Consider the following 21,589-nt stretch of genomic DNA (forward strand, 5'->3'; position numbering starts at 1 on the left):
GCTTGACACGCCCGACTGAAGCCCTTCACAATTGACAAGTTCGAACATGCCAACGGCAGCATTCACCACCCTAGGTTGTAAAGTCAACCAGTACGAAACGCAGAAGATTTTGGATTCCTTCGCAGAAAAGGGATTCGAGATCGTGCCGTTCGAGGGTCCGGCAGATGTGTACGTGGTGAATTCGTGCAGCGTGACCAGCGACGCTGAGCGAAAGAGTCGATACACGATTCGCCGGGCAAAGCGGTTCAACAACGATGCGAAAGTGGTGGTGACGGGCTGCGCCGCACAAATGAGCCTAAACCGTGGTGAGGCGGTGGACTCTGCTGACCTTCTGGTACCAAATCCAGAAAAGCTCAATAGCTGGCAGTACTTTGCAGCGGAATTTCCTGAACTTGTGCCCCCTCCACAACCTGAACTCCGTACGACTGGAATCCAAGGGCGGACCCGAGCAACTCTCAAGGTCCAGGATGGTTGCAATGTAATGTGCAGCTATTGCTCTATCCCGTATACCAGGCCTGGAATGGTGTCTCGGCCCGCGGTAGAAGTTCTTCGCGAGGCGCAAAAGCTTGCCGAATCGGGATACCACGAAGCAATCTTGACCGGGGTCTTGATTGGAGCTTACGACGAGGCATCTGGAAGTGGTGGCCCGGACTTTAACCAATTGGTTAAACTTTTAGCGGAAGAGAGCGGGTTAGCAAGGCTTCGAATTAGTAGTATCGAGGTCCATCAGGTCACTCCGGAGCTGATCCGCCTAGCTCAAGAAGGTCTGATCGCGCCGCATTTTCACATTCCGCTCCAATCGGGCGATTCTGGGGTTCTGAAGGACATGAACCGTCGGTACGACCAGGACACCTACATCGAATTGTGCCAGAGACTCAAAAGCGAGATTCCGGACGTGACGCTCACGACGGACATCATGGTCGGATTCCCAACTGAAACGAGGGAGCGATTTGAATCCAGTTTGCATGTTTGCGAAGCGGTCGGATTTCATTCGGCGCACGTGTTCACGTTTAGTCCAAGATGGGGGGCTCCCGCAGATGCGTGGGGCGATCCTGTGAGCCCAGAAGAGAAGTCTGCGCGTCGACTTGAACTCGTGAAGATTACTGCCGAAACTGGTCGAGCCCATGTTGCCAAATTCGTGGGTCGCACAATGCGTGTATTGGTCGAGGGCAAAATCGCCAAAGACGGAATGTTGCAGGGGCTGACCGATAACTACTTGACGGTGAAATACTGCGGGCCGGCTACTCATTGCCGGACGCTGCAGCAAGTCAAATTAGTCGAGGCGAGCGGCATGGAGATTTTTGGAGAGTTGGCGGGGGACACTTCCACAGCCCTTCGCGTTTTGGCGTAATCTTGAGTCGTATGCCGACCCTCTTTACCAAGATCATCAACGGCGAAATCCCGGGCGAAATCGTATACCAAGACGAGCGCTGTGTTGCTCTTCGAGATATCTCGCCGCAAGCTCCGATCCACCTGCTGATTGTGCCCCGCGCAGAGATTCCTGGCGTGGCAGAAGTGCCGGAATCTGGCGACCACCAATTTTTGCTTAATGCGGCTCGTGCGGTCGCCGAACAGCTTGGAATCGAAAGCTATCGGCTCGTGATCAATCAAGGCGAGGATGCCGGGCAGACCGTTCCTCATTTACACGTCCACCTGTTGGCAGGGCGCAAGCTGAACTGGCCACCTGGTTAGACTCCGGGGAAAAACCGCTTGAGCTTTGCTGGCAGGGTGACGAGTTTCAATCGCCCACAAAGGAAAACGAAGGTGTAGACCAATGCGGGGAGAAACGGTGCCTGGAAGATGAAATTAACTTTCAGCCATTCGACTTGAGATACCGCGTATCCAAGCCCCCACACACCCAGCGCGAGCATGAAGATGAGTGTCTTTCGCATCATATGCCGGGCGAGGTGAATCTCCGGGCAAACGAATTTGTACACAGCCCAATCAAAGAAGAAGAATTGGGCAAGTTGGATGGCAACTCGCAGACCGGCCGCTCCAATGATGCCGTAGGCTGCGGCGACTGGGGTTGAAAATAGCAGCACAGAGCCTCCAGCAAAAAGCAAAAACGGGATCAAAATATGCGTTTTGGATGAAGCCGCAAACGCATTGCTGCCGAGCCAGTTGTACATCGCGAACGTGCTGTCGATGGAGTACAGGCCGATCACCCAGATCATCTCCGGTGTGACATTTTCTGGTCCGAGCCAGAATTTCAGCAAGGCCGCGCCAAACGCACTCGGCAGAAAAAGGCAACCGAGAATGAGCACCAGCCCGCTCTGCATATTCTTTTCGAAGCTCTCGGCGAAGTTCTTTGGCCCTTCGAAGTAGGCGCGAGCCATTTCCGGCTGGAAGATCGCCGGGATGGGCAGCATCTGAAGCAGTGTCATCGGCACACGAGCAGCCAAGTCGTATTGCCCGACGGCAGCATCGTTGATCGTGCTCTTGATGGCGTAGCGGTCGGACTGCCCGAGCGCCGTGCCCGAGTTCAAAAAGATCCCAGTCTTTCCGTAGGTCCAGATAGGGCGATACGCATCGCGGTGGTAGCGAATTGGAAGCTTGAGCAGTCCTTCTTTCTTCAAGAAAATTGTGCCCATGATGGCCATGACCAGCGAGCCGGACATTGTGCCAAACATGAATCCCCATGGATGCTTCGTACCGAAGGTTAGGATCACGGAAACCACGAGATTCGCCATCGTGCCGACCAGCGTGCTGAGCGCCATCGCAGAAAAGAGAGAGCGGGATTGCATGATTGCTGACAGCCCCTGGAAACTGAGATAGAAGAAGAGTGAGAGCCCGCCGCTTCCAAAGAGCAGAAGGCTGCCGTTTAGTCCCCCAGGGATGTTCAGGTTGGTTGTAAACGCCACGACGAAATGGGCAAGCAGACCGATAAAACCCGTGAGCAACATCATAAATCGATGTGAGGCAACGAGTCGATCGAACCGATCTTGGTCACCTTGGGTGGTAGCTTCGACGAGTTTGTTAGCTAGACCGGTGCTCAGAGCGGGATCAGCGACCAACAAAATGTTCTGCGACAAAGTCGTCGCGACGGCAACCAATCCCCAGTTGGATGGTCCAAGCCATTGGATATAGAACCGGTATGCGACCAGCCCCAACGCCACCGAAATGAACCGCGCTAGCGACAGATAAGTAGTGCTGCGCAGCTTGCTCATTCTTTAATTTTTGGCTGGAAAGTACGTTGGGCTTACGGCTGGCGCGCCAAACTCACCCTTAGAAGGTGAAATTAGCTTTACATCGCTACCATCCGCGCTGGATTGATACAGGAGTCGATAGTCCCCTTCTTTGCGCGCAAACACGATATCTCTGTTATTTGGGAACCAAGCGTAATCGAAGACCGGCTTTTCAAAAATGATTGTCGGTGGAGAGGCCTCGGCTGCACCCGTGCCAAAAATCCCCAGCGCTTGAGGTTCAAAATTGCCCTCGTTTTTGACCGAGCCAAGGCCAATCAGGAACCGAGACCCATCTTGAGAAAACACCGGCTTTGACATCGCTAAGTTGTCGTCTTTGCTCGCGAAGAGATACGTCGTTTCTGCTGGCTTTCGGGGGTCTAACACCACCATCGCGTTTCTGAATGGCAGGACGACTTCGCCGTTCTTGATGAATTCGGCAGGGATGTTAGTCTCGTCCGGGACCTGCGCACCCAGAATGCTCACCGCAACCTTGCCTTCAGCGTTGACATCAAAATCGAGGTTGTTACCGGCGAAAAGAGCGATCGGTGCAGGCAACATTCCTCTTGAATCTGGAAGGAGATTTTGGTAGATCAGCACTCGCCCAGTGTCGCGCCGCATGGAGGCAATAATGAAATCGCGATTTTGTCCGTATCGTGCCTTCTCAAATCCAGTTCCGAACTTGGAGTACGCCACACTGAATTGATCGCCAACACCACCTTCTTCGTCTTGAGTGCCTGAGCCTTGCGGCGGAGGCAAAATCTGCTTCGTCGAGCCGTCCTTTGGCGAGTATTCCATCACAACGCCACCGCTGGTGATCAATCCGCTTTCGTTCACGCCGACGTAGCCTTCGGGGCCGAACCATGGCGCGGACTTGCTTCGGCTTCCCACAGAACGGCGTTCTGACTTGTCGCCGCCGGGTCTCCAACGGAAGATGTTGAAGGTGTTTTCTTCCCGGTCACTGCTAAAGAACAATCGCTGACCGTCCGGACGCCAGACGGGAGATTCATCGCGAGATGTTCCGGTATGGCCGGGAACCTCGGTGACCTTGCCATCTTGCAAAACAATGATCTTTGAACCGGATTCGGTGTACTCAACCGCGGCGATCATGCCAGTACTATTACCTGGCAAAAGATCTGCAGGGTCTTGTCGAATAGACATCAACCATTGGTAGGTCAACACCATTCCTGCAATGATCAGAAGGCCAATTGCAGTCCGCAGAACCATTCTTTGGTTCTGGTGCTTTTTCAGTACAGGCTTTGCCATGAATCTCTGGTTGATTTAACCCGAAGGGTGGACTAAATGTTCCGGCCGATATGGTCGCCAACCTTCAGCCGCATGCCGTTTGCGAATTCGGCTCCGGTCACTTCTTTCTTTCCGGCGGGCTGTACGCGGTGCAACACCAGCGAACCAGTCCCAAATCCGATTTCAAGGTTGGGTGAGACCGCGATGACTTCGCCAGGTTTAGCCGAGTTGGCACCGAGCCGGACTTCTTTGAGCTTCATCGGCTGGTCGCCGATCATCAAGAAGGCGCCGGGAAATGGGGTTACGGCACGGTAACGGTTGTACTCTTGCTGAGCATCACCTTCAAATTGGAGTTCGCATTCTTCCTTTGTGATCTTCGCGGCGTGACTGCCAGCGGTTAGGTCTTGCGGAGTTCTTGGGTAATCCCCGCTTGCAATTCTAGGTGCCCAATCTTTGATCAACTCCGCGGCTGAATTCGCGAGAATTTCGAATAATTCGCCCGCTGTTTGGTCCGGCAAAATTGGCACCTTTGCAACGGCGATGCTGTCTCCGGTATCCATGCCCTTGTCCATTTGCATCAAGGTCACTCCGGTCTCGGTCTTGCCGTCCTGAATGGCGCGCTGGATTGGTGCAGCGCCCCGATAGTCTGGGAGGATCGAGCCATGAAGATTGATGCCGCCATTTCGCGCTGAGTTCAGGAGGTCGAGGCTCAGAATCTGTCCGTATGCCGCAACGAGTAGAAAGTCGGCATTGAGATCTCTGATCATGGAGACAAACTCTGGATTGCGGGCTTTCTCTGGAGCTTCAACCGGTAGTCCAAGTTCAATTGCCGCCTGTTTGACCGGAGTCGCGCGAAGTTGCATCCCTCGCCCGCTAGGGCGGTCAGGTTGTGAAACAACGAGGACGACATGATCGGCCATCGCTCTGAGGGAAGGCACCGCAAAATCGGAAGTCCCAAAGAAAACGATTCTCATATATCGTCGTCGTGGAGTTCTGGATTGGACCAGTGCAATGTCGCGAGGTCAACTTTGTCGATGAAGAGCACTCCGTTGAGGTGGTCCACTTCGTGCTGCACAACCCTTGCCGGTAGACCTTGTAGGTCCAGTGCGAATGCGCGACCCTTCGTGTCGTATGCTTCGACAGTGAGCTTCAACGCGCGTTGAACGTCGCCGTAAAGTCCTGGAATGCTGAGACAACCTTCCTCGCCAATCTGCTCGCCAGAGGTATCGACAATCACGGGATTGATCAGAGCTGTCGGTTTCATCGAACCAGGCGCGATGACGATGATTCGTTGTGTGGAACCCATTTGGGGTGCGGCCAGGCCAATCCCGTTCGATCGCGTCATGGCGACGACCATTTGGTCGATGAACTTCAGCGTCGGCTTGCTTATTTTCTTAACGGGCTCACAAACTTGGCGCAAGACTGGATTTGGAATTTTCACAATCGGCCGCTCAGCGTTCTGAACATACAGATATTTGAACTCTTCTGGGACGACGATTTCCATGCTAGCCTTCGATTATGAAGGAATCCAGGCCACGTAGTGAATACGGTCGCTGTTCTTTCGCGGCTTTTTGAGCGTGTAGCTGTGATACGCCTGGTGTCGGACAAACCCCGCATCCTTGAGTGCTTGGATTACTTCTTCTGGCGAGTGCGCCCGCTGCAAATGTGTTTCGTGGAACTGTTCACCTTCGTACCAAAAGTCCATTTCGACCCTGATCTGGCGAGTTTCCGGTACGTAATTTCCGACCCAATCGTACTGCAAGGTGGTGCGCTTTCGAAGGTCTTGCTGGGTGAAAAGTTCCTGCTCAAACGCGTACGCCGTATTCAGGTCGAACACGAATGCCCCTCCAGGTTGGAGATGCTTGGCCACTTGGGCTATGGCGGCTCGAAATCCGTCTAGGTCGTTGATGTAATTCAGGCTATCAAACAAACAGTAGGCGGCTTGAAATTTTGTCCCTAGATCGAATTCACGGGCGTCGGCGACGTGATAGTCGATTGAAAATGGCCTGCCAGAAAGCTTGGATTTTGCCCGCTCAATCATGGATGGGCTAAGGTCGAAGCCGGTGACTTGGTGCCCGTCCATGGCGAGCATCTCGGCACACGTGCCCGTGCCGCAGGCGACGTCGAGCCATTGAGTTGGCTGATAATCCTGCATTTCGAGCAGTAATTTGACGTATTCCACCCACATCCGATAGGGCACCGCAGCCATCAGAAGGTCGTAATAGGGGGCCACTGGGCCAAAACTGCTCACGTCAGCATCATTATGAATGGTTAAAGACTCAAAAACGGCCGCATCTTTTCGAGGGTTTTTGGGCCGATTCCTTTGACATCGAGTAGCTCGTCGATGGACCTGAATCCACCGCGCTGCATCCGCAGGTTGAGGATGGCTTGTGCCGTCTTCGGACCGACACCGGGCAACTCTTCGAGTTGCCTTTGGTCCGCGGAGTTAATTGAGATGCTTCCGGCTGCTGGAAGACTCTTTGTGTTCGTTGAGCCGCCATAGAAGCTGGAGCGCTTTGACTCTGGAGCGCGAATGGTGGACGATTGCGGCGTGACATCGTCGAATGCCCCCGGATTGCCGAGCACGATTTGGGTTCCGTCTTCGACAAACTCTGTTGGATTGATGCTCTCCAGGTCCGCGCCAGGCAGGGCACCGCCGGCTGCATCGATTGCATCGCTAACTCGGCTGCCAGCAGGAACTTTGACCATTCCTTTCCGGCGAATCGCGCCCGAAACGTACACTGAAAAACTGGGTTTATCCGGTGTGGACCTCGACTTGGCAGCTTCCAGACCGGAGTAGCCGGCCCCAAGTCCACCCAGGGTCAGCAAGCCAACAATTCCCACTTGTTGCCACTTTTGCAACATCGTAATCGAACTATAGTCAAGAAATCCCAGGGTTGAAAAGCAGTCTTTCGTCTACCTTTCAAATTCGCGGCGCAACAAAGCATGTCGCCAGCCCCGAACACTCACGCGGCAACTCTCCGCTTTGATCGCGTACAAAAACCGTTCGAGAATCAGTGCGCCGGCATGGATGGTGCGCTCTCGGCCCGGTTCTATGCCAGGTATTGCTGCTCGCTGTGCGTCGGTCATTTGCATCATCCAAGTCATGGCCCGGCTGATTTCTTCGTAATCTAGAACCTTGCCATGAACGAGTTCTGGATCCCAGCTGAGGACTTTGTCGCGAATGGTGATCAGATTGGTTCCGGTCGCGCCAAGGGTGACCACCAGTCCAGAATCGCGCTGGTCATAGTCATCTCCGAGGATCTGGTCGATAGCATTTGATGCCTGAAAAATCTGCATCGGGCCACAGTTCTCTGGGGCAAGTTCTGCTTCTCGCAGCCCAAGGGCGCCGACGGCAAAGCTCTTTTTGAACTGCACTTCAAACCCTTTCGGTGTCCTTTGAGCAGTGACCAACTCGGTGCTGTGTCCTCCTGGATCGATGATCGAAATCAGTTCGGAGTGGGAAAACTCGGGGTCATCAAGCACAGACTCTAGCCCTAGTTGGGCTTCATCTTCGCCAGACAAAATGGTGATCGGTGTGCCCTGATTCGCGGCAGCTTCGCAGAATTCAGCGGCATTTTTTGCGATTCGGACGGCCATTGTGGCAGCGTATGTGACAGATTCCGCGCCGAACTTGGCTGCACTTGCCTTGGCCGTTGCCAGTGCTTCCAAAGTGCTCGTAATTTTTTCGGGCATTAATAGGCCAGTTTTTTTTGTCCCCGTGCCTAATCCAGTTACGCTGGATGATTCATAAATTGTTAAAATTTTGTTATTGGATAACTCTCCAACGAGAAGCAAAACAGAATTTGATCCGACGTCAACAACAGCCTTTGGCACATCAAAAGTGTACTCGGAAGATTTTTCGGCTATTTTTGAACTTATTTTACTGGCGGTTCGGGTACATTAGAGCCTGCGCATTTCAGCGCACATTTTTAAGTCCATGATTATCAACGAGGAACAAGTAGCAGAAGCATCTCCTGAACAGGAAAACCCAGAGCAGTTGGCGGCTCCGGTTGTAGATGCTGAAGCAACGACAAGTGACGTGACCCCAGCTGCTCCTGCAGCTCCGACCGCAGTTGAATCTGCACCAGCATCCGCTCCTGAATCAGGATCGGTTCAAGTCGCCGACGACCTAGATCTTTTTGAAGCCGCGATGGCCGAAATGGATTCGGGTTCGAAGTCGACCACAGATTCATACCGAAGACTTTCGAAGGGTGATCGCGTCGTAGCGACCGTCATCCAAGTGACCAAGGATCGCGTTTTCGTTGACCTCGGCACGAAGTCTGAAGGCGTAGTGCCTCTCAACGAACTTACCGAGAGCAACGTCGATACTGCTGAAGGATTGGTCAACGTCGGAGACAAGATTAATGTCGTCGTGATCAAGCCAGAAGGTGGCGATGGCGGCGCGATTGTCTCTAAGAAGCGCGCAGATTTTGATGCTGCTTGGGATCGCGTTGTTGATGCATTCCAGTCCGGTGAGATGGTCTCAGCTCAGGTTGTTGACCGGGTCAAAGGCGGATTGGTGGTTGATGTAGGAGTTCGCGGATTTGTTCCAGCCACTCACGTCGGTAGCGGCAATCTTCGAAACATCGACAAGTTTGTCGGCACTTCGCTCGAACTGAAAGTCATCGAGATTGATAAGGAGCGCAAGAAGGTTGTGCTCAGCAATCGCGAAGCCGAAGAAAAGCGACGCGATGACCTGAAGGAAAATCTGTTCTCGAACATCAACATGGGCGACGTGGTGGAAGGTTCGGTTCGACGACTCACCGACTACGGCGCCTTTGTGGACCTCGGTGGAATCGATGGACTGTTGCACATCAGCGAAATGAGCTGGATGCGCATCAATCACCCGAAGGAAGTTCTGAAAGAAGGCCAGAAGATTAAGGTGATGGTGCTTCGACTGGACAAGGACACTGGCAAGATCAGCCTTGGTCTGCGACAAGTCCTTCCAGATCCATGGAAGCTGATTCAAGAGAACTATAAGGTCGGTCAAAAGCTGAATTGCACGATCAGTCGAATGGTTCAGAGCGGTGCATTTGTCCGCTTGCCAGAAGAAGCTGAAGCATTCTTGCCGCTGAGCGAGATTTCGCATCGACGAATTTCCAAGCCACAAGACGTTCTTACTGAGAACCAAGAAGTTGAACTGACCATCATTGATCTGCGGCCAGACGAGCGGCGAATGGTGCTCAGTTTGAGATCTGGAACGATGCCAGAGCAGCAAATCGGCTACGGCTACGGCGCTCCTGGTGCAAACGACTTCGACGCATCGGATCGAAACAAGCCTCGTGGCGATCGCAAGAGCGGTCCTCGCGGCAAGAAGAAGGGCGGTCGAGACGACTACGAAGGTGGTCAACAATCTCGAGGCGCAGCTTCTGGTGGCGCAACCATCGGCGAGCGACTTGGAATGCTCAAGGGCTTCCACTTCCGCAGCGATGAAGAGACCGAAACCAAGACCGAAGAGTCTGGCGAAGGCACCGGAGAATAACCTAACTTGCTTCCGCTTGCCATTACTGGCGGTATCGCGGAAGGGAAGTCGACCGTCATGGAGATCTTGCGACAGCAAGGTCTCCATGCTGTTTCTGCGGACCAAATCGCCCGCGAACTTTGGAGCTCGAGCGATTTTATTGCCGATGTTTCGAAAGAACTCGGGACTCCAAATCTCAACAAAGAGCTGCTTCGAGAGAAGATTTCGGCCGATTCTGCTCTGCGCAGAGAAGTAAATTCAATTTTTCATCCACGAATTTGGGCAGAGATTTTCGCCTCTGAGCCGTTTGTTGTGGAAGTGCCTCTATTAATAGAAGCGTGCCTTCAACACCATTTTGCCCGCGTTTGGGTGGTTACCTGTGGCATAGAGGAGCAAATGAGACGCTTGTCCGATCGGGTTGGAAATGAACTCGCGAACCGGCTGATACGAACTCAATTGCCGACTCGCGCAAAAATCCCATTTGCAGATGAAGTCATCCGAACCAATCTGCCACCGCCGCTCGTCCTTAGCGCGACACATTCTGCGCTAGCCCAGATCATCGGCAAAGATACTAGTGATTAGTCATTGCACGAGCTGCCTTGGATGCGCTATAGTGCATCCTGCCGAAGCGCAATTACGCGTTTTTGGCACGCGGCAGTTTGGGTCGCGCAGAGAGGAACGATAAAAGATGGAGGAATCCCCAGAGTGAGGCGGTTCATGAACACAATTCACGGTAAGTTGGCGAGCGCGCTCGCAGTCTTGTCCGTGCTACTTCCAACAGCATCATTGTTGATGCTGGGTCGGATTGCGGAGGCACAAGTTGTCTCGCTTCCGAATTGGGCCGTTGTTGATTTTGAAGTTAAGAAGGGTCTTGGTGACGCTTCTCTTGGCCGCGTTGCAGCCGACGCGTTGATCGACGAATTGTCGAAGACTCAACGCTATGTCGTCTTGTCTTCGAACGAAGTCGAGCCCGTCGTAAAGAGCTTAGGATATCCGACTCCAGTCACTCGAAAGAATGACTTGATTCGACTTGGCCAAGCCCTTCGCGTGGACTCAATCGTTAGCGGCGAAATCGTCAACAGCCGAATCAGCAATGTCGGCGGCGGTAAGCGAGCTGACGTTATGGTTCGCGGCATCGTTTGGGACATCGCTTCAGGCGAGCAAGTCAATGGTGCTGCTGTACTGCAGTCGTCCGGTGTGCGCGCTGGTGATGTTTCGGATGAAACTCTGCTTAGCGAAGCGCTTTCGACGGCCGCTTTCAACATTACAGAAGCAATTCAGAAGAACACGCTTCCTGTTGGCACGATTTTGAACACCACGGACCGCAAGGCGCTGTTGAACCAAGGTTCACGAAGCGGCTTTGTACAAGGTCAAGAAGTGATCATTCTCCGTGGTCGAGAGCAAGTTGCTCGAGGCCGCATCGCATCGGTTGAACCCGATCAAGCCTTCGTCACCGTTTCTCAACAGTTTAAGGGTATCCAGCCTGGCGACCGCGTCCGTGCAGTGTTTGCTGTGCCGATGCTGGACGACAAGTTCCCACGTGGTAACGAGCCTCGAACTATCAGCGCTCGATCCGGCGGCGGAAACTCGGGATTGGTGACCACTCTTCTCGTTCTCGGCGGCGTTCTCTTCCTCGTTGGAGGCAGTGGCGGCAATAGTTCGAACAGCGTTTCGAGCGTTGTTGCTGAGCCTACCGTCGTTGCAGGCGCACCTGAAGATCTCCCAGCCGTTAAGATCAGCTGGAGAACCGATGCGTTCATCAAGGGTAACCAAGATCGCGTTCAATTCCAAGTCTGGCGCGACGACGTGATCGACGCTCCTGTAATGGTTGTTCCAGGAACTCAAGGTTCCGCAATTGATCGCGGTTCGGCATCGGACTCGTTCAACTGGGGCGACTATCCAATCGCTGGCGGTTTCGACTGCGATACATCGGTTCCTGGCACATTGGCCAACGGCCGAGCCCTGCGAGCTGGACTTCCTTACACTTATAGTGTTGAACTCATCTATCGCGTTAACTCGATCGATGTCCCTGGATCAACTTCGGGTTCGACAGGCGGCACAACTGGTGGCGCAACTGGCGGTACGACCGCTGGAACTGGTCGACCAGGTCGCTCGCTCGACGAGCACTACGGAAAGGTTGCTCGCCAGCTGACCGCTGGTGGAACTGGTGGCACGACTGCTGGAACAACCGGTGGTACTTCTGGTGCAACATCTGGTGTGACTGCTGGCGGAACGATCAGCTACTGCTACTTCCGAACCAGCCGAGCTGTTGCCAAGGGTTCTGCAACTCCGTTCGTTCGACCTCGACTCAGCTCGCCTGAAAACAATCAGACCGTAGCTGCTCCAACCGTATTCCGATTCACTTCGGTACGCGGCGCTCGAGTCGACACCACAATCGAATACTGCATCCAGTTCTCTGATGATGCTCTGTTCCCAGCTGGCCGAATTGTTACCGCTCTGCGATGGCAAGATCGAACGGGCACCGGAACGCTGAGCACCCCTCAGCCAATCTCGGCTGCAACCACCGTGTTCCCATCGGCTTCGCGAGTTTACTGGCGAGTTGGTGCACGAAACATTGCAGACAAGCCAGGTCCTGTATCTGTGAATGGCGAGCGATATATCTTCAGCGAGCCGTTTTGGTACAACCGACCAGTGGTGCCACCCGGACCGTAAGTTGGATCGAACCTTCTCACTATCTGTCAAGTCAAACAACTGTGCGCAAGTCATCGAGCTCATGCTCGGTGACTTGCACACCAAAAATCTACTAATCAAGATTGGACTATGAATCGTCTGAATCGAATCGCAATTTTAGCTTCGCTCTCCTGCATCGGGGGCATCGCCCACGCACAAGTAGGCTGGGGCGATTTTTGTATTGATCCCGAGAACACTGATCCTCGGCCTGCTCCTTACGTCGCCAATTACATCGGGAACGATTTCATCATTCTAGGTGCTGGTGCAACAGGAACTGCGACCTACGGCGGGCAAAACGGCCCTTGCTACGGACCGACTGCTCACACCCTTCCTCTAGAAGGTCGATTGGGCTTCATGATCGGCCCTGTTGGCTCGGTGCAAACAGATTTTGACGATCTGATGGCGCTGACCACAGGAATGCCAACGGACCCAGGCGGAGACTATTGCTTCGGCATGATGGTCCGTGATGGGGAACAAGTCTTGATTGGTTCCGGCGGTGTCGGACAGTTTGTCGGTGCATCCTACCGATACGTTGACACCACTTGGGTCAATGGTCAAACTCAAGTTCGCCGGCGCGCACGAGTCGTTGGTGATGCCGTACGTCTCGAATGGAAGTTCACAAACCTCAGTGCAACGGATAACCAGACTATTGGTATGAAGTTCTGCGCCTACACTGGTATGCGAACTTCGAACGGTGTAACCGACCAAGCTGGTAACGGTCAATCTGGCTCAGATTTGGGTACTTCCGGCCCCGGCGGCACGAGAACTCCAAACTTCATCGAGTTGCCAGGTCAACGACCTCCAATCACCGAGAAGAACTGGCTGAACTCCAGCACCAATTTCCCTTCACAGGCGAACTTCCAGTGGTCGCAATGGATGCCATACGGAATGCGCGTAGACAACGTTTCTACACCAGCAACTTCCGATGCTTCTGAAGTTTATCAATTCATCATTGGTAACCATGGATTTACATCGCCAACCGCAGGATTGTTCTTCACTCAGGACGGTAACCCGACCAACGTTCGAGGCCGACTTGGCACCGACGATGGTCAAGGCGACCCAGCTCTGACGGATACCTTTGATCCTCTCCGAGAGGATTCGGACATCTTGCTCGGCGAAGTCAGCTTTGTGCAAGTCTTCCGGCCAGAAACTGTAGCTCCGCAGACTTCCAGAACCATCGTTCACTACATCCGGTCTCCTTGGAGCGTGGGTGACTACGTTGGTAACTACGCGGCTCTCGTGGATGCACCGCGCATCGTAGAGCCAAATAGCTCTGGTACCAATGGTCTGACGCCGAACCCGTTGTCGATTGCTGCATATGTGGACAACCAATATGCAGATGTCAATCGAGGCGTACCATTGGTGAACGTTCGGTTCACCATCAACTTCCCAGATGGAAGTGGTTTGGCGCTGGCTCCAGGTGAAACGCAAACCAAGACCGTCGCACAAGTTCTTTCGAATAACATTGCTAACGTCACTTGGGATGTTGTCGCAGACGGTGAAGCCGTTGGCGAACTGCCATATACAGTGACTGTTGCTCCAGCCAACACCCAGACGAAGACTCTGACGGGCAAGGTTTTGGTCGCCGCAACTCCAAAGTTGCGATTGCCAGAAGGTGCAACTCTGGTAACGATTCCATGGGGCTTTAGCGATACATCGCTTGATGCCATCTTTGGCCCAATCGGTGATCCAGATGCACTTCGATTTGGTGTTGATTACGTCGCCTACCGATGGGATCCAAACACAGGTGCCTATCTGCCGACGAGCACCGTTCGACGCGGCGATTCAGTCTGGATCGTTTGCAACAACGACGAAGGCTACCGCGCATTGAATGGTGCGTTGACCCCAACAGATCAAGGAACCGGTGGACTCCAGACCTCGCTACAACCAGGCTGGAACATGATCGGCAACCCATATCCATTTGCAGTGCCTCTCGGCCAGCTCCTGGGCGTCGGTTTGACTGATCCAACCAACGTTCTTACCTGGAAGGAAATGGTCGACAACGGTTGGGTTTCCCCGAGCCTTGCCTACTGGCAACGATCGGTAGACGATCCTTCAACCGGATTCTATAGCTTCACCACAGGTAGCGCAGACGTTCTGCAACCACAGCGCGGCTACTGGGTCTATGTGACCACACCGCTTCCTGTTCGAGTTTCTTGGCCGCCAGTCTATGCGCCAGGTCTGTCTAACACGCTGAATCGTGGCGCCGCCGCTCAGCCAGTCAAGACCGTTTGGAAGCAGACTGACAAGCAATGGAGACTTCAACTCGTGGCTCGAACGAGCGAAGGTTTGGACTCACAGAACTTCATCGGTCTGGCAGCAAACACTGCCACCGCGAAGAGCTTGAAGGCTTACAAGCCGCCAGCCAGCCCGAACGCAAAGGTCGAACTCGCCATCGCTGATGTCGAGGCAGGAAAGCCAACCCGACTCGCTGCAAGCTTTGCAGAGCGACCAGGTCGAAAGAGCTGGAAGGTCGTTGCCCGAGCTCTTGAGCCAGGTGAGATCACTCTGACATGGCCAAACATCGCGACGCTGCCAAAGCACGTTCGATTGAGCATTAAGGACGAAGCCAACGGAACCACCCGAGACCTTCGATTCCAGAGCGGATACACGTTCAACATGGAAGAAGTTGGAAGCCGAGAATTCACGGTGACCATGGAGCCAGGTGGAGCAACTCGTGCGCTGATCGGTAACGTCACCGTCAGCCGACCAAGCCGCGACATCAATGGCCCGATCGCCATCAACTACGCCCTCTCGAGCGAAGCCGTAACTACGGTCCGCATCCTGGGTGCAGGCGGCAAGGAAGTCTATACGGTCAGCCGAGGCCGAGCTGCCAGTGCAGGTGAGAACTCTGTCACATGGGCACTCCGAGACAACGCTAATCGTGCGGTAGCTCCTGGTACTTACCAAGTTGAGATCGTCGCAGAAACTTCGACCGGAGAGCGAGTACGAAAGCTCGTCCCAGTCAACGTTGTCCGCTAAGGCAAAAACTGGTCAAAAGGGAGGTAGCGAGATTCGCTGCCTCCCTTTCTTGTATATGAGCAAGCTAATTTTAGGTTTTCTGTGTTGCTTACTCTGCGCAGTCTCCTTCGCGCAGTCGGCAACTGTGCAAATCTCGAAGTACCCGGAGGCAGTGGTTGCGGATGGTTCGAGCTCGGTTAACCTGACCATTCAAGTTCGAGATAAGAACGGAAGCATTGTGCCAGACGGTACCGAAGTGCTGATCGAAACCAATCTTGGTTCGGTCACCCCGAACCTTGCGACCACCAGGAACGGCTTTGCGACCGCGACGCTCACCGCGGGAAATATCCCCGGCATGGCGAGGGTCAATGTGTCGGTAATCGAACTCCGCGCCACCACGAGTATTGACGTACTCTTTGCCAAATCGCGAGAGGAGTTGAGTTCGGAAAATCTGACTGTACGTCTCTCTGGCCCGAACCGGGTGACCTACAGCCCGGAGCTGCGCATCATTCGTGTGGACGGTCCTGGAAAGAAGGTCAAGCTTGTGGCGCCAGGAATCGAGATTGCCGCTGATGATCTCCAGTACGATTTGCGACTCGCCAAGGTCACCGCCAAGCGCGCCGATGTCACTATCGACAACGTCACACGCGAGTATCGCGAGATGTTTATCGACATTCGAACGTTTCAGGGCCTCGGTATTGCGCCAGTCGAATCGACGAATATCACGTATGTTCCCAAACCGCCTTACTTCCAGATTGGGATAGAACGCAAAACCAGAAGTGGTCCGGTCAGCATCAACCGCAGCGAAATCACGCCATACACCGAGCCGATGGGTGGGAGCGAGTTCACTTTTGTTTCAATTGATGAGCAAACGAGCTTGGTGTACGCTCGTCGGGCGACTATTTATCCCAGCAGAGAGATTCACTTTCAAGACGCGTCGCTGGACATTCAAGGGCAGGTGGTCCTGCGTGTCCCGCTCTTCAAGGTGAGCACCCAAGAAGTCAGAACCATCATCACTGAGGAGTTCATTGAGGTGGCCAATAACCAGCTCAACGTCGATTTTCCGTACTATCTCGCGCTACAGGACGGCGGCAATTCTGCCTTGCGGTTCCGGTATGGAACTCGGTACGGACGGGGATTTGGGGCAGCAGGTGGCATGTTCTTAGACCTCGAGCACTCTTGGTCGTTGTCTTCAACGGAGCGTGGATTCTTCGCTTTGCAGGGTGTATCGCGAAAAGACTGGGGCATGACATTGCGCCAGAATTTGCAATTGGGCAAGACCGGCAACGCTTATATCCAAGCGGATTTTCCCGCACACCGTGCTCTGGTCGGCAATCTCAACATGGACGGGCGACTCGGCAAATGGGTTCGCGCGAACTACGTTTTGGGAGCTAGTCGCAACGTCTCGGGACTTCGTAACGACACCATTGACCAATCGCTCAATATCCGGCGAGATCCGATTAAAGTCAAAGGGCTTCCGGTGTACTGGAATTTTGGGGTGTTTGGCTCAACGCGAAACTTTACGACCGACGACACCAGCACCTTCTCGCGAATGACCGGAGCAGACGTTCAGGCTGTTCACCAGCCAATCAAGCTCGGGAATGGCACTTTCAACCTGCAAGGACGTGTCGCGCACTTTACAGGCTACAACATCCGGCCCGGCCTCAATTCGTTCGTGAATGCCTCGTTTGGTAGTCCGATCGGGAATGGGATGTATCTTTCGCTGAATTACGACTTTTCGGATGAAAGAGTCAACGCTTCGTTCATCGGTAAGCATCGTTTGAGCAGTTCGATGGAGCTTAGCCTTGGCAGGTTGTATCTTTCGACGTTCGCGGCGAAGAGCATCGATATTGACCGCTACAACATCCAGGGCGACTTGAGTTACCGATTCCACAGGCTCTGGCGCGTGGGTGCAACCTCGACCTTAGAAAGCTTTAAGGGTTCGAGCTACAGCGATGCCGGTTTGCTCGTGGCGTATACCGTGGGGTACCGTGAGATTGGTGTTAGTTGGTCGCAAAGGCGGAACCGCATTGGTATTGAAATTCTGGGCACGCCTGTTCGTTAGCGTCACGGCACTTGGGCTCATTCACCTGGCACCTGCTGAGGGATTTGGTCGGTTTGGATATTCCAAAATCCCGACGATTCCGAACTGGCGACTTGAAGAGGATGGAATTCGCCCCAAGTTCCAGGCGGCAGATCTTCTCCGATTCGATGGCGGCAAGATTCTCAAATGGCGCCCAGTCAATGTGTCGTCGTCTGAAGCCTCATACGAATTTGTGACGAGCGGTTCTTCGCCGACCAAAATGCGGATGAACCTCTTCGCCGCTGGGCCAGAATTCTTGTTTCAGCAAGGCTTTAACATTCGGTCCTCGGCACTTCAACCACCGCTCATTAGCTGGAATGAGGGAAGCGTCGGCCCCGATGTCGAATCAGCGCCGAGCCGCTGGGCAGCGATCAGCTATCAAGACAGTCAACCTCCTGTGATTCTCTGCTTCTTGGAAGGTACGCCAAGTTTGATCGTCACCGGCAAGCCAGGCAATTGGTTGATCTCCGTGGCCAAAGGAGAATATAAGCGTTGGGTCCGATTCGGACTGCCGCTCGGAGTTCGTGCACTCACCACCACGGGAGCCGCTAGCCTCGGGGCAATGGTCACTAACATCCGCGACCATCTCGACTTTTGGATTTCTCCTTCGCCAAAGCTGCTTAGCGTTAAGGCAATCAATGAGACCGATGCGGTGACTGGGGTTTGGACATTTAACATCCCAAACGCGGTCGTGCCGTACGCTGCCGTGCTGGCCAAGCGCGCCGGCTACAACGTTCAGGTTAATTCTGAGGTGAAGGTTGTTTCCTCGCCCACAGACGAAGGCCCGATGTTCTATGTCACCGGCAAAGAGCTCAGACTCAGGTTTCCGATGCTTTCGTTGCCAAGGGGTAGATCGCTAACTGCGGGTACTGGGAAGTGGGTCGCGCCGGTTGCTGATCCAAAGAAGCCATTTTCTATTTTCAACGCGGCGATTGCTAGCATGTGTTCGGCTAGACCAGCGGATTATCCTGCAAAAACCGGTGCGGTGCTCAGCAAGTATCTGGAAAATGTACCGTTCATCCACGAGCCGATCACGGACGCGATGCTGCCATTCCAACCAAACGGATCCGGTGCTGGTGAGGCCGCATTTTACAGCCTACTGCAGCAATGTCTGGCGGCGAGCAATGGGCTGAACGCTAAGCCAAACGGACTTTTTACGAGTTTAGTTTGGGCGATTGACAGCCACAGTTGGCAGCTTCAGATGATCCAAGATCCCAAAATTCGCCGAAGGACTTCGGCGGTGGCAGCTCTCGCCGGGGCGATGAGCTCGGACCCAAACATGCGTCTGAACGCTGGAATTCTCGAAGCCGGGTTGGTGGCAGAGCGTGGATTGTTTTCTTGGCAGGGAATCAAGCAGCCGCCCAAGCTGATCGAGCCCATGGAAAATCTGCGCCGCCGACTGTTCAAACCAAGGGATGATCTGCCCAAGAGAGAGCCGATCTTGCCGATGCTGGTGAACCCGTACCGTGTTCTCATCGGACCGCCGATGGAAGCGAAGCACGTCGAAGGTGGGTATCACGTGACCTGGATCGCCAAGAAGGCCGGTAAGCAGAAAATCGTTTTTCAATCACCGGTGCCGATTGAGATTGATTCGGTGAGAAACATTGCGGATTTTGTGGTGGATGATGTGCCGGACTTACGGACCGAGGTCGAAGTGACCGTTTCGAAACCGGGGCCAGTAATCCTCCAAATCAAGCCGCTGGAAGGCAAGCTGTTTCGACTTCCGCCGACACCGTCGATCGTTTATTCAGAAGTCTATCAATGAACCAAATCGAGGTTGTAATGGAGCCCGACGTTTTCTGTCCTGGCTTTCGCACCTTGGATCACAAACTCCGCTGCAATCATCAGGTTGTCGGTTTCGACCGAGTACTGGCTGTAGGGCGCAGGTTTGAGTTTTGCAAACTGCTTTCGAATTTCCTTCAATTCGTTTATCGCCGATTCGAGCCCGGAATTCGAGCGCACAATGCCGACCGAAGCCGTCATCATTTTCTGCAATGACCGGCGGATGTTGACGGCATCGGCTTCTGCAACTGAATGGTGCGGGATCAAATCGTAAGCATGATTTGCGATTCGTGGATCATCCACCGACTTTTGCGCGGCGGACCTGGCGAACACCAAGGCTTCGAGCAGTGAGTTGGACGCGAGCCGGTTTGCGCCGTGAACTCCAGTGCGAGCAACTTCGCCGGCAGCATAGAGCCCTCGAATGGAAGTTTGTCCAAAGAGATCCGTCTTTACGCCGCCGCAAGAATAGTGCTGAGCTGGCACCACAGGAATCCAATGCTTGTGCGGTTCAATGCCGATTTGCCCGAGCTTTTGAACAATGGTCGGAAAATGATGCTGGATTGATTCCGTTTGAAGATGGGTGAGATCGAGGTACACGCACCAGGTCTTGAGCTTCTTCATCTCGGCGTCGATGGCGCGAGCTACCACGTCCCGCGGAGCCAATTCGAGGCGATCGTCGTAGTCGTACATGAACCGCGTGCCGAGGTGATTGCGTAGGGTGCCGCCTTCTCCTCGGGCGGCCTCTGTGATCAAAAAGCTCCGCATCTGGGGGTGGTAAAGCGTGGTGGGGTGGAACTGCATGAATTCCATATCCTCGATGGCGGCGCCGGCTTTTGCTGCGAGAGCGATACCATCTGCTGTTGCGATGCGCGGGTTGGTCGTGTGCTGATACATCATCCCGCACCCACCGGTTGCAAGCATTACCGAACGGGCAAAGAACGGTTGCTCGCCGATATCCGCGATTTGTCCGATCGCGCCATAACAGACTCCATCCGCCACCATGAGTTGGGTGACGAACGTATTTTCGTAGATGCTGATGTTGGGTTCGGCGCGGGCGGCTTCGTTTATGGCGCGCTCGATTTCCCAACCGGTGTTGTCGCGATGGTGAACGATCCGGTTTCGGCTATGTCCCCCTTCTCGGCCCAGCGCCCAATCGGTGAGGTTGTTATGATCCGAATCTCGGTCGAATCGGACGCCGAGGGATGCGAGCCACTCGATTGCGGAGGGTGCTTCTTGAACCAGAAATCGGACTGCGTCTTTATCGCAAAGTCCTGCTCCAGCAACGAGCGTGTCCTTTTCGTGAAGCTCCCAACTATCAGATTCGCCAACGGCGGCGGCGATTCCACCTTGAGCGTAACTCGTATTTGATTCAAAGAGCTCGGCTTTGGTGAGGATGCAGACTCGGCCATGCTTGGCCGCGTGAAGCGCGAAGGTTAGCCCCGCCAAGCCACTGCCGATGACGATGAAATCGAATTCGAGGGGCTGCATTTAGTTCGCGCTGTTGTCGACAATTTTGGACTTGAGCGCCTTCATGGCTGCCTCGGTGCGGCTGTTAACTTGCAGCGCCTTGAGGATGTTGCTCACGTGGTTTTTCACCGTTTTTTCGGCGATGCCGAGATCGCGAGCGATTTCCTTGTTCCGGAGACCTTTAGCGATCAAATCCAAAATCTCGCTTTCCCGATCGCTGAGAACGTAGAGCTCCGTATCGTCGGTCTCATCGTCCTCTTTTATCCGCCGAAAGTCCGCCAAGACATGGGCCGCAATCTTTGGAGTAAGTTTGGCCTCACCCTTGTGTGCGAGGCGAATGGCGTCGACGACGTCTTGTGGAGTGGAAGTCTTGAGGAGATAACCCAGAGCACCGGCTCGAATCGCTTCGAAGACGGTGTCGTCGTGCTCATTGACCGTCAGAATCACGACTCGGACCTGCTTCTCTTGCTTTAGCAAGCGGCGAATCATCTCGATTCCATCCATCCGCGGCATTGAGATATCGGTCAGAAGCACGTCGGGCGGCGTATCAAGGCAGAACTCGAGCCCTTCTTTGCCGTCTTTGAGCACGGCCAAAATTTCACATTCCGGCATCAAGCTCAGAGTTTTTTGCAACGCGTTCCTGTATGCAGGTTCGTCGTCAACGATTACCAATTTGATCGGCGCGGACATGATTAACCTCCCAAGTGTAGCACT

General features: G+C 54.0%; 17 protein-coding genes. 8 read left to right on the forward strand and 9 right to left on the reverse strand.

The genetic code is table 11. From position 1 onward, the window contains the following. The first annotated feature begins 46 nt into the window (after positions 1–46). Complete coding sequence (gene mtaB, locus J0L72_00785; protein MBN8689304.1) at positions 47–1,351, forward strand: tRNA (N(6)-L-threonylcarbamoyladenosine(37)-C(2))-methylthiotransferase MtaB; 1,305 nt, start codon at positions 47–49, stop codon at positions 1,349–1,351. Between the two features lie 11 nt (positions 1,352–1,362). Then, positions 1,363–1,692: a histidine triad nucleotide-binding protein gene (locus J0L72_00790; protein MBN8689305.1), complete on the forward strand. Its 330-nt coding sequence runs from the start codon at positions 1,363–1,365 to the stop codon at positions 1,690–1,692. On the opposite strand, the gene J0L72_00795 is transcribed toward J0L72_00790, so the two are convergent. Genes J0L72_00795 through J0L72_00825 form a run of 7 tightly spaced genes read right to left on the reverse strand, consistent with a single transcriptional unit; the run spans position 1,689 to position 8,264 of the window. Then, positions 1,689–3,167 carry an oligosaccharide flippase family protein gene (locus J0L72_00795; protein ID MBN8689306.1) on the reverse strand — a complete coding sequence of 493 codons (1,479 nt, stop codon included), beginning with the start codon at positions 3,165–3,167 and terminating at the stop codon, positions 1,689–1,691. The two genes, J0L72_00790 and J0L72_00795, sit on opposite strands and share 4 nt — an antisense overlap. A 3-nt stretch (positions 3,168–3,170) precedes the next feature. Further along, the gene (locus J0L72_00800; protein ID MBN8689307.1) at positions 3,171–4,448 is read right to left on the reverse strand and encodes a PD40 domain-containing protein; all 1,278 of its coding nucleotides are present in this window, start codon (positions 4,446–4,448) and stop codon (positions 3,171–3,173) included. A 32-nt stretch (positions 4,449–4,480) separates the two neighbouring features. Next, complete coding sequence (locus J0L72_00805) at positions 4,481–5,401, reverse strand: methionyl-tRNA formyltransferase (protein ID MBN8689308.1); 921 nt, start codon at positions 5,399–5,401, stop codon at positions 4,481–4,483. After that, the gene (gene def, locus J0L72_00810; GenBank protein MBN8689309.1) at positions 5,398–5,931 is read right to left on the reverse strand and encodes a peptide deformylase; all 534 of its coding nucleotides are present in this window, start codon (positions 5,929–5,931) and stop codon (positions 5,398–5,400) included. Before def ends, J0L72_00805 begins: the two co-directional genes overlap by 4 nt. A gap of 12 nt (positions 5,932–5,943) precedes the next feature. Then, complete coding sequence (locus J0L72_00815) at positions 5,944–6,678, reverse strand: methyltransferase domain-containing protein (GenBank protein MBN8689310.1); 735 nt, start codon at positions 6,676–6,678, stop codon at positions 5,944–5,946. A 20-nt stretch (positions 6,679–6,698) separates the two neighbouring features. After that, positions 6,699–7,292 (reverse strand): ComEA family DNA-binding protein, encoded by a 594-nt coding sequence (locus J0L72_00820; GenBank protein MBN8689311.1) that lies wholly within the window; start codon positions 7,290–7,292, stop codon positions 6,699–6,701. 51 nt (positions 7,293–7,343) lie between these two features. Beyond that, the gene (locus J0L72_00825; GenBank protein MBN8689312.1) at positions 7,344–8,264 is read right to left on the reverse strand and encodes a hypothetical protein; all 921 of its coding nucleotides are present in this window, start codon (positions 8,262–8,264) and stop codon (positions 7,344–7,346) included. Between the two features lie 103 nt (positions 8,265–8,367). Here J0L72_00825 and rpsA point away from each other — a divergent pair, with 103 nt between their 5' ends. The 6 genes from rpsA (at position 8,368) to J0L72_00855 (ending at position 19,391) form a co-directional block, all read left to right on the forward strand. Beyond that, complete coding sequence (gene rpsA, locus J0L72_00830) at positions 8,368–9,912, forward strand: 30S ribosomal protein S1 (GenBank protein MBN8689313.1); 1,545 nt, start codon at positions 8,368–8,370, stop codon at positions 9,910–9,912. Between the two features lie 6 nt (positions 9,913–9,918). Next, positions 9,919–10,473: a dephospho-CoA kinase gene (gene coaE / locus J0L72_00835; GenBank protein ID MBN8689314.1), complete on the forward strand. Its 555-nt coding sequence runs from the start codon at positions 9,919–9,921 to the stop codon at positions 10,471–10,473. Between the two features lie 135 nt (positions 10,474–10,608). Then, positions 10,609–12,564, forward strand: coding sequence for a hypothetical protein (locus tag J0L72_00840; protein MBN8689315.1), 1,956 nt, complete (start codon positions 10,609–10,611; stop codon positions 12,562–12,564). A gap of 108 nt (positions 12,565–12,672) precedes the next feature. Next, positions 12,673–15,564: a hypothetical protein gene (locus J0L72_00845; protein ID MBN8689316.1), complete on the forward strand. Its 2,892-nt coding sequence runs from the start codon at positions 12,673–12,675 to the stop codon at positions 15,562–15,564. A 124-nt stretch (positions 15,565–15,688) separates the two neighbouring features. Next, positions 15,689–17,608 carry a hypothetical protein gene (locus tag J0L72_00850; protein MBN8689317.1) on the forward strand — a complete coding sequence of 640 codons (1,920 nt, stop codon included), beginning with the start codon at positions 15,689–15,691 and terminating at the stop codon, positions 17,606–17,608. Then, positions 17,580–19,391, forward strand: a complete 1,812-nt coding sequence (locus tag J0L72_00855; protein MBN8689318.1) for a hypothetical protein — start codon at positions 17,580–17,582, stop codon at positions 19,389–19,391. Before J0L72_00850 ends, J0L72_00855 begins: the two co-directional genes overlap by 29 nt. Here J0L72_00855 and nadB read toward each other — a convergent pair. Further along, complete coding sequence (gene nadB, locus J0L72_00860; GenBank protein MBN8689319.1) at positions 19,385–20,896, reverse strand: L-aspartate oxidase; 1,512 nt, start codon at positions 20,894–20,896, stop codon at positions 19,385–19,387. The genes J0L72_00855 and nadB overlap by 7 nt on opposite strands. After that, a complete protein-coding gene (locus J0L72_00865; GenBank protein MBN8689320.1) occupies positions 20,897–21,565 on the reverse strand; it encodes a response regulator transcription factor in 669 nt (222 codons plus the stop codon). Between the last annotated feature and the right edge of the window lie 24 nt (positions 21,566–21,589).

The organism is Armatimonadota bacterium (genome assembly GCA_017303935.1).
Classification (GTDB): domain Bacteria; phylum Armatimonadota; class Fimbriimonadia; order Fimbriimonadales; family Fimbriimonadaceae; genus JAFLBD01.

What these genes read in the sequence shown, in the direction of transcription:
- J0L72_00790 (MBN8689305.1), top strand. Translation starts at nt 1,363, where the DNA reads ATGCCGACCCTCTTTACCAAGATCATCAACGGCGAAATCCCGGGCGAA.
- rpsA (MBN8689313.1), top strand. Translation starts at nt 8,368, where the DNA reads ATGATTATCAACGAGGAACAAGTAGCAGAAGCATCTCCTGAACAGGAA.
- J0L72_00840 (MBN8689315.1), top strand. Translation starts at nt 10,609, where the DNA reads ATGAACACAATTCACGGTAAGTTGGCGAGCGCGCTCGCAGTCTTGTCC.
- nadB (MBN8689319.1), bottom strand. Translation starts at nt 20,896, where the DNA reads ATGCAGCCCCTCGAATTCGATTTCATCGTCATCGGCAGTGGCTTGGCG.
- J0L72_00795 (MBN8689306.1), bottom strand. Translation starts at nt 3,167, where the DNA reads ATGAGCAAGCTGCGCAGCACTACTTATCTGTCGCTAGCGCGGTTCATT.
- J0L72_00845 (MBN8689316.1), top strand. Translation starts at nt 12,673, where the DNA reads ATGAATCGTCTGAATCGAATCGCAATTTTAGCTTCGCTCTCCTGCATC.
- def (MBN8689309.1), bottom strand. Translation starts at nt 5,931, where the DNA reads ATGGAAATCGTCGTCCCAGAAGAGTTCAAATATCTGTATGTTCAGAAC.
- J0L72_00800 (MBN8689307.1), bottom strand. Translation starts at nt 4,448, where the DNA reads ATGGCAAAGCCTGTACTGAAAAAGCACCAGAACCAAAGAATGGTTCTG.
- mtaB (MBN8689304.1), top strand. Translation starts at nt 47, where the DNA reads ATGCCAACGGCAGCATTCACCACCCTAGGTTGTAAAGTCAACCAGTAC.
- J0L72_00805 (MBN8689308.1), bottom strand. Translation starts at nt 5,401, where the DNA reads ATGAGAATCGTTTTCTTTGGGACTTCCGATTTTGCGGTGCCTTCCCTC.
- J0L72_00865 (MBN8689320.1), bottom strand. Translation starts at nt 21,565, where the DNA reads ATGTCCGCGCCGATCAAATTGGTAATCGTTGACGACGAACCTGCATAC.
- J0L72_00820 (MBN8689311.1), bottom strand. Translation starts at nt 7,292, where the DNA reads ATGTTGCAAAAGTGGCAACAAGTGGGAATTGTTGGCTTGCTGACCCTG.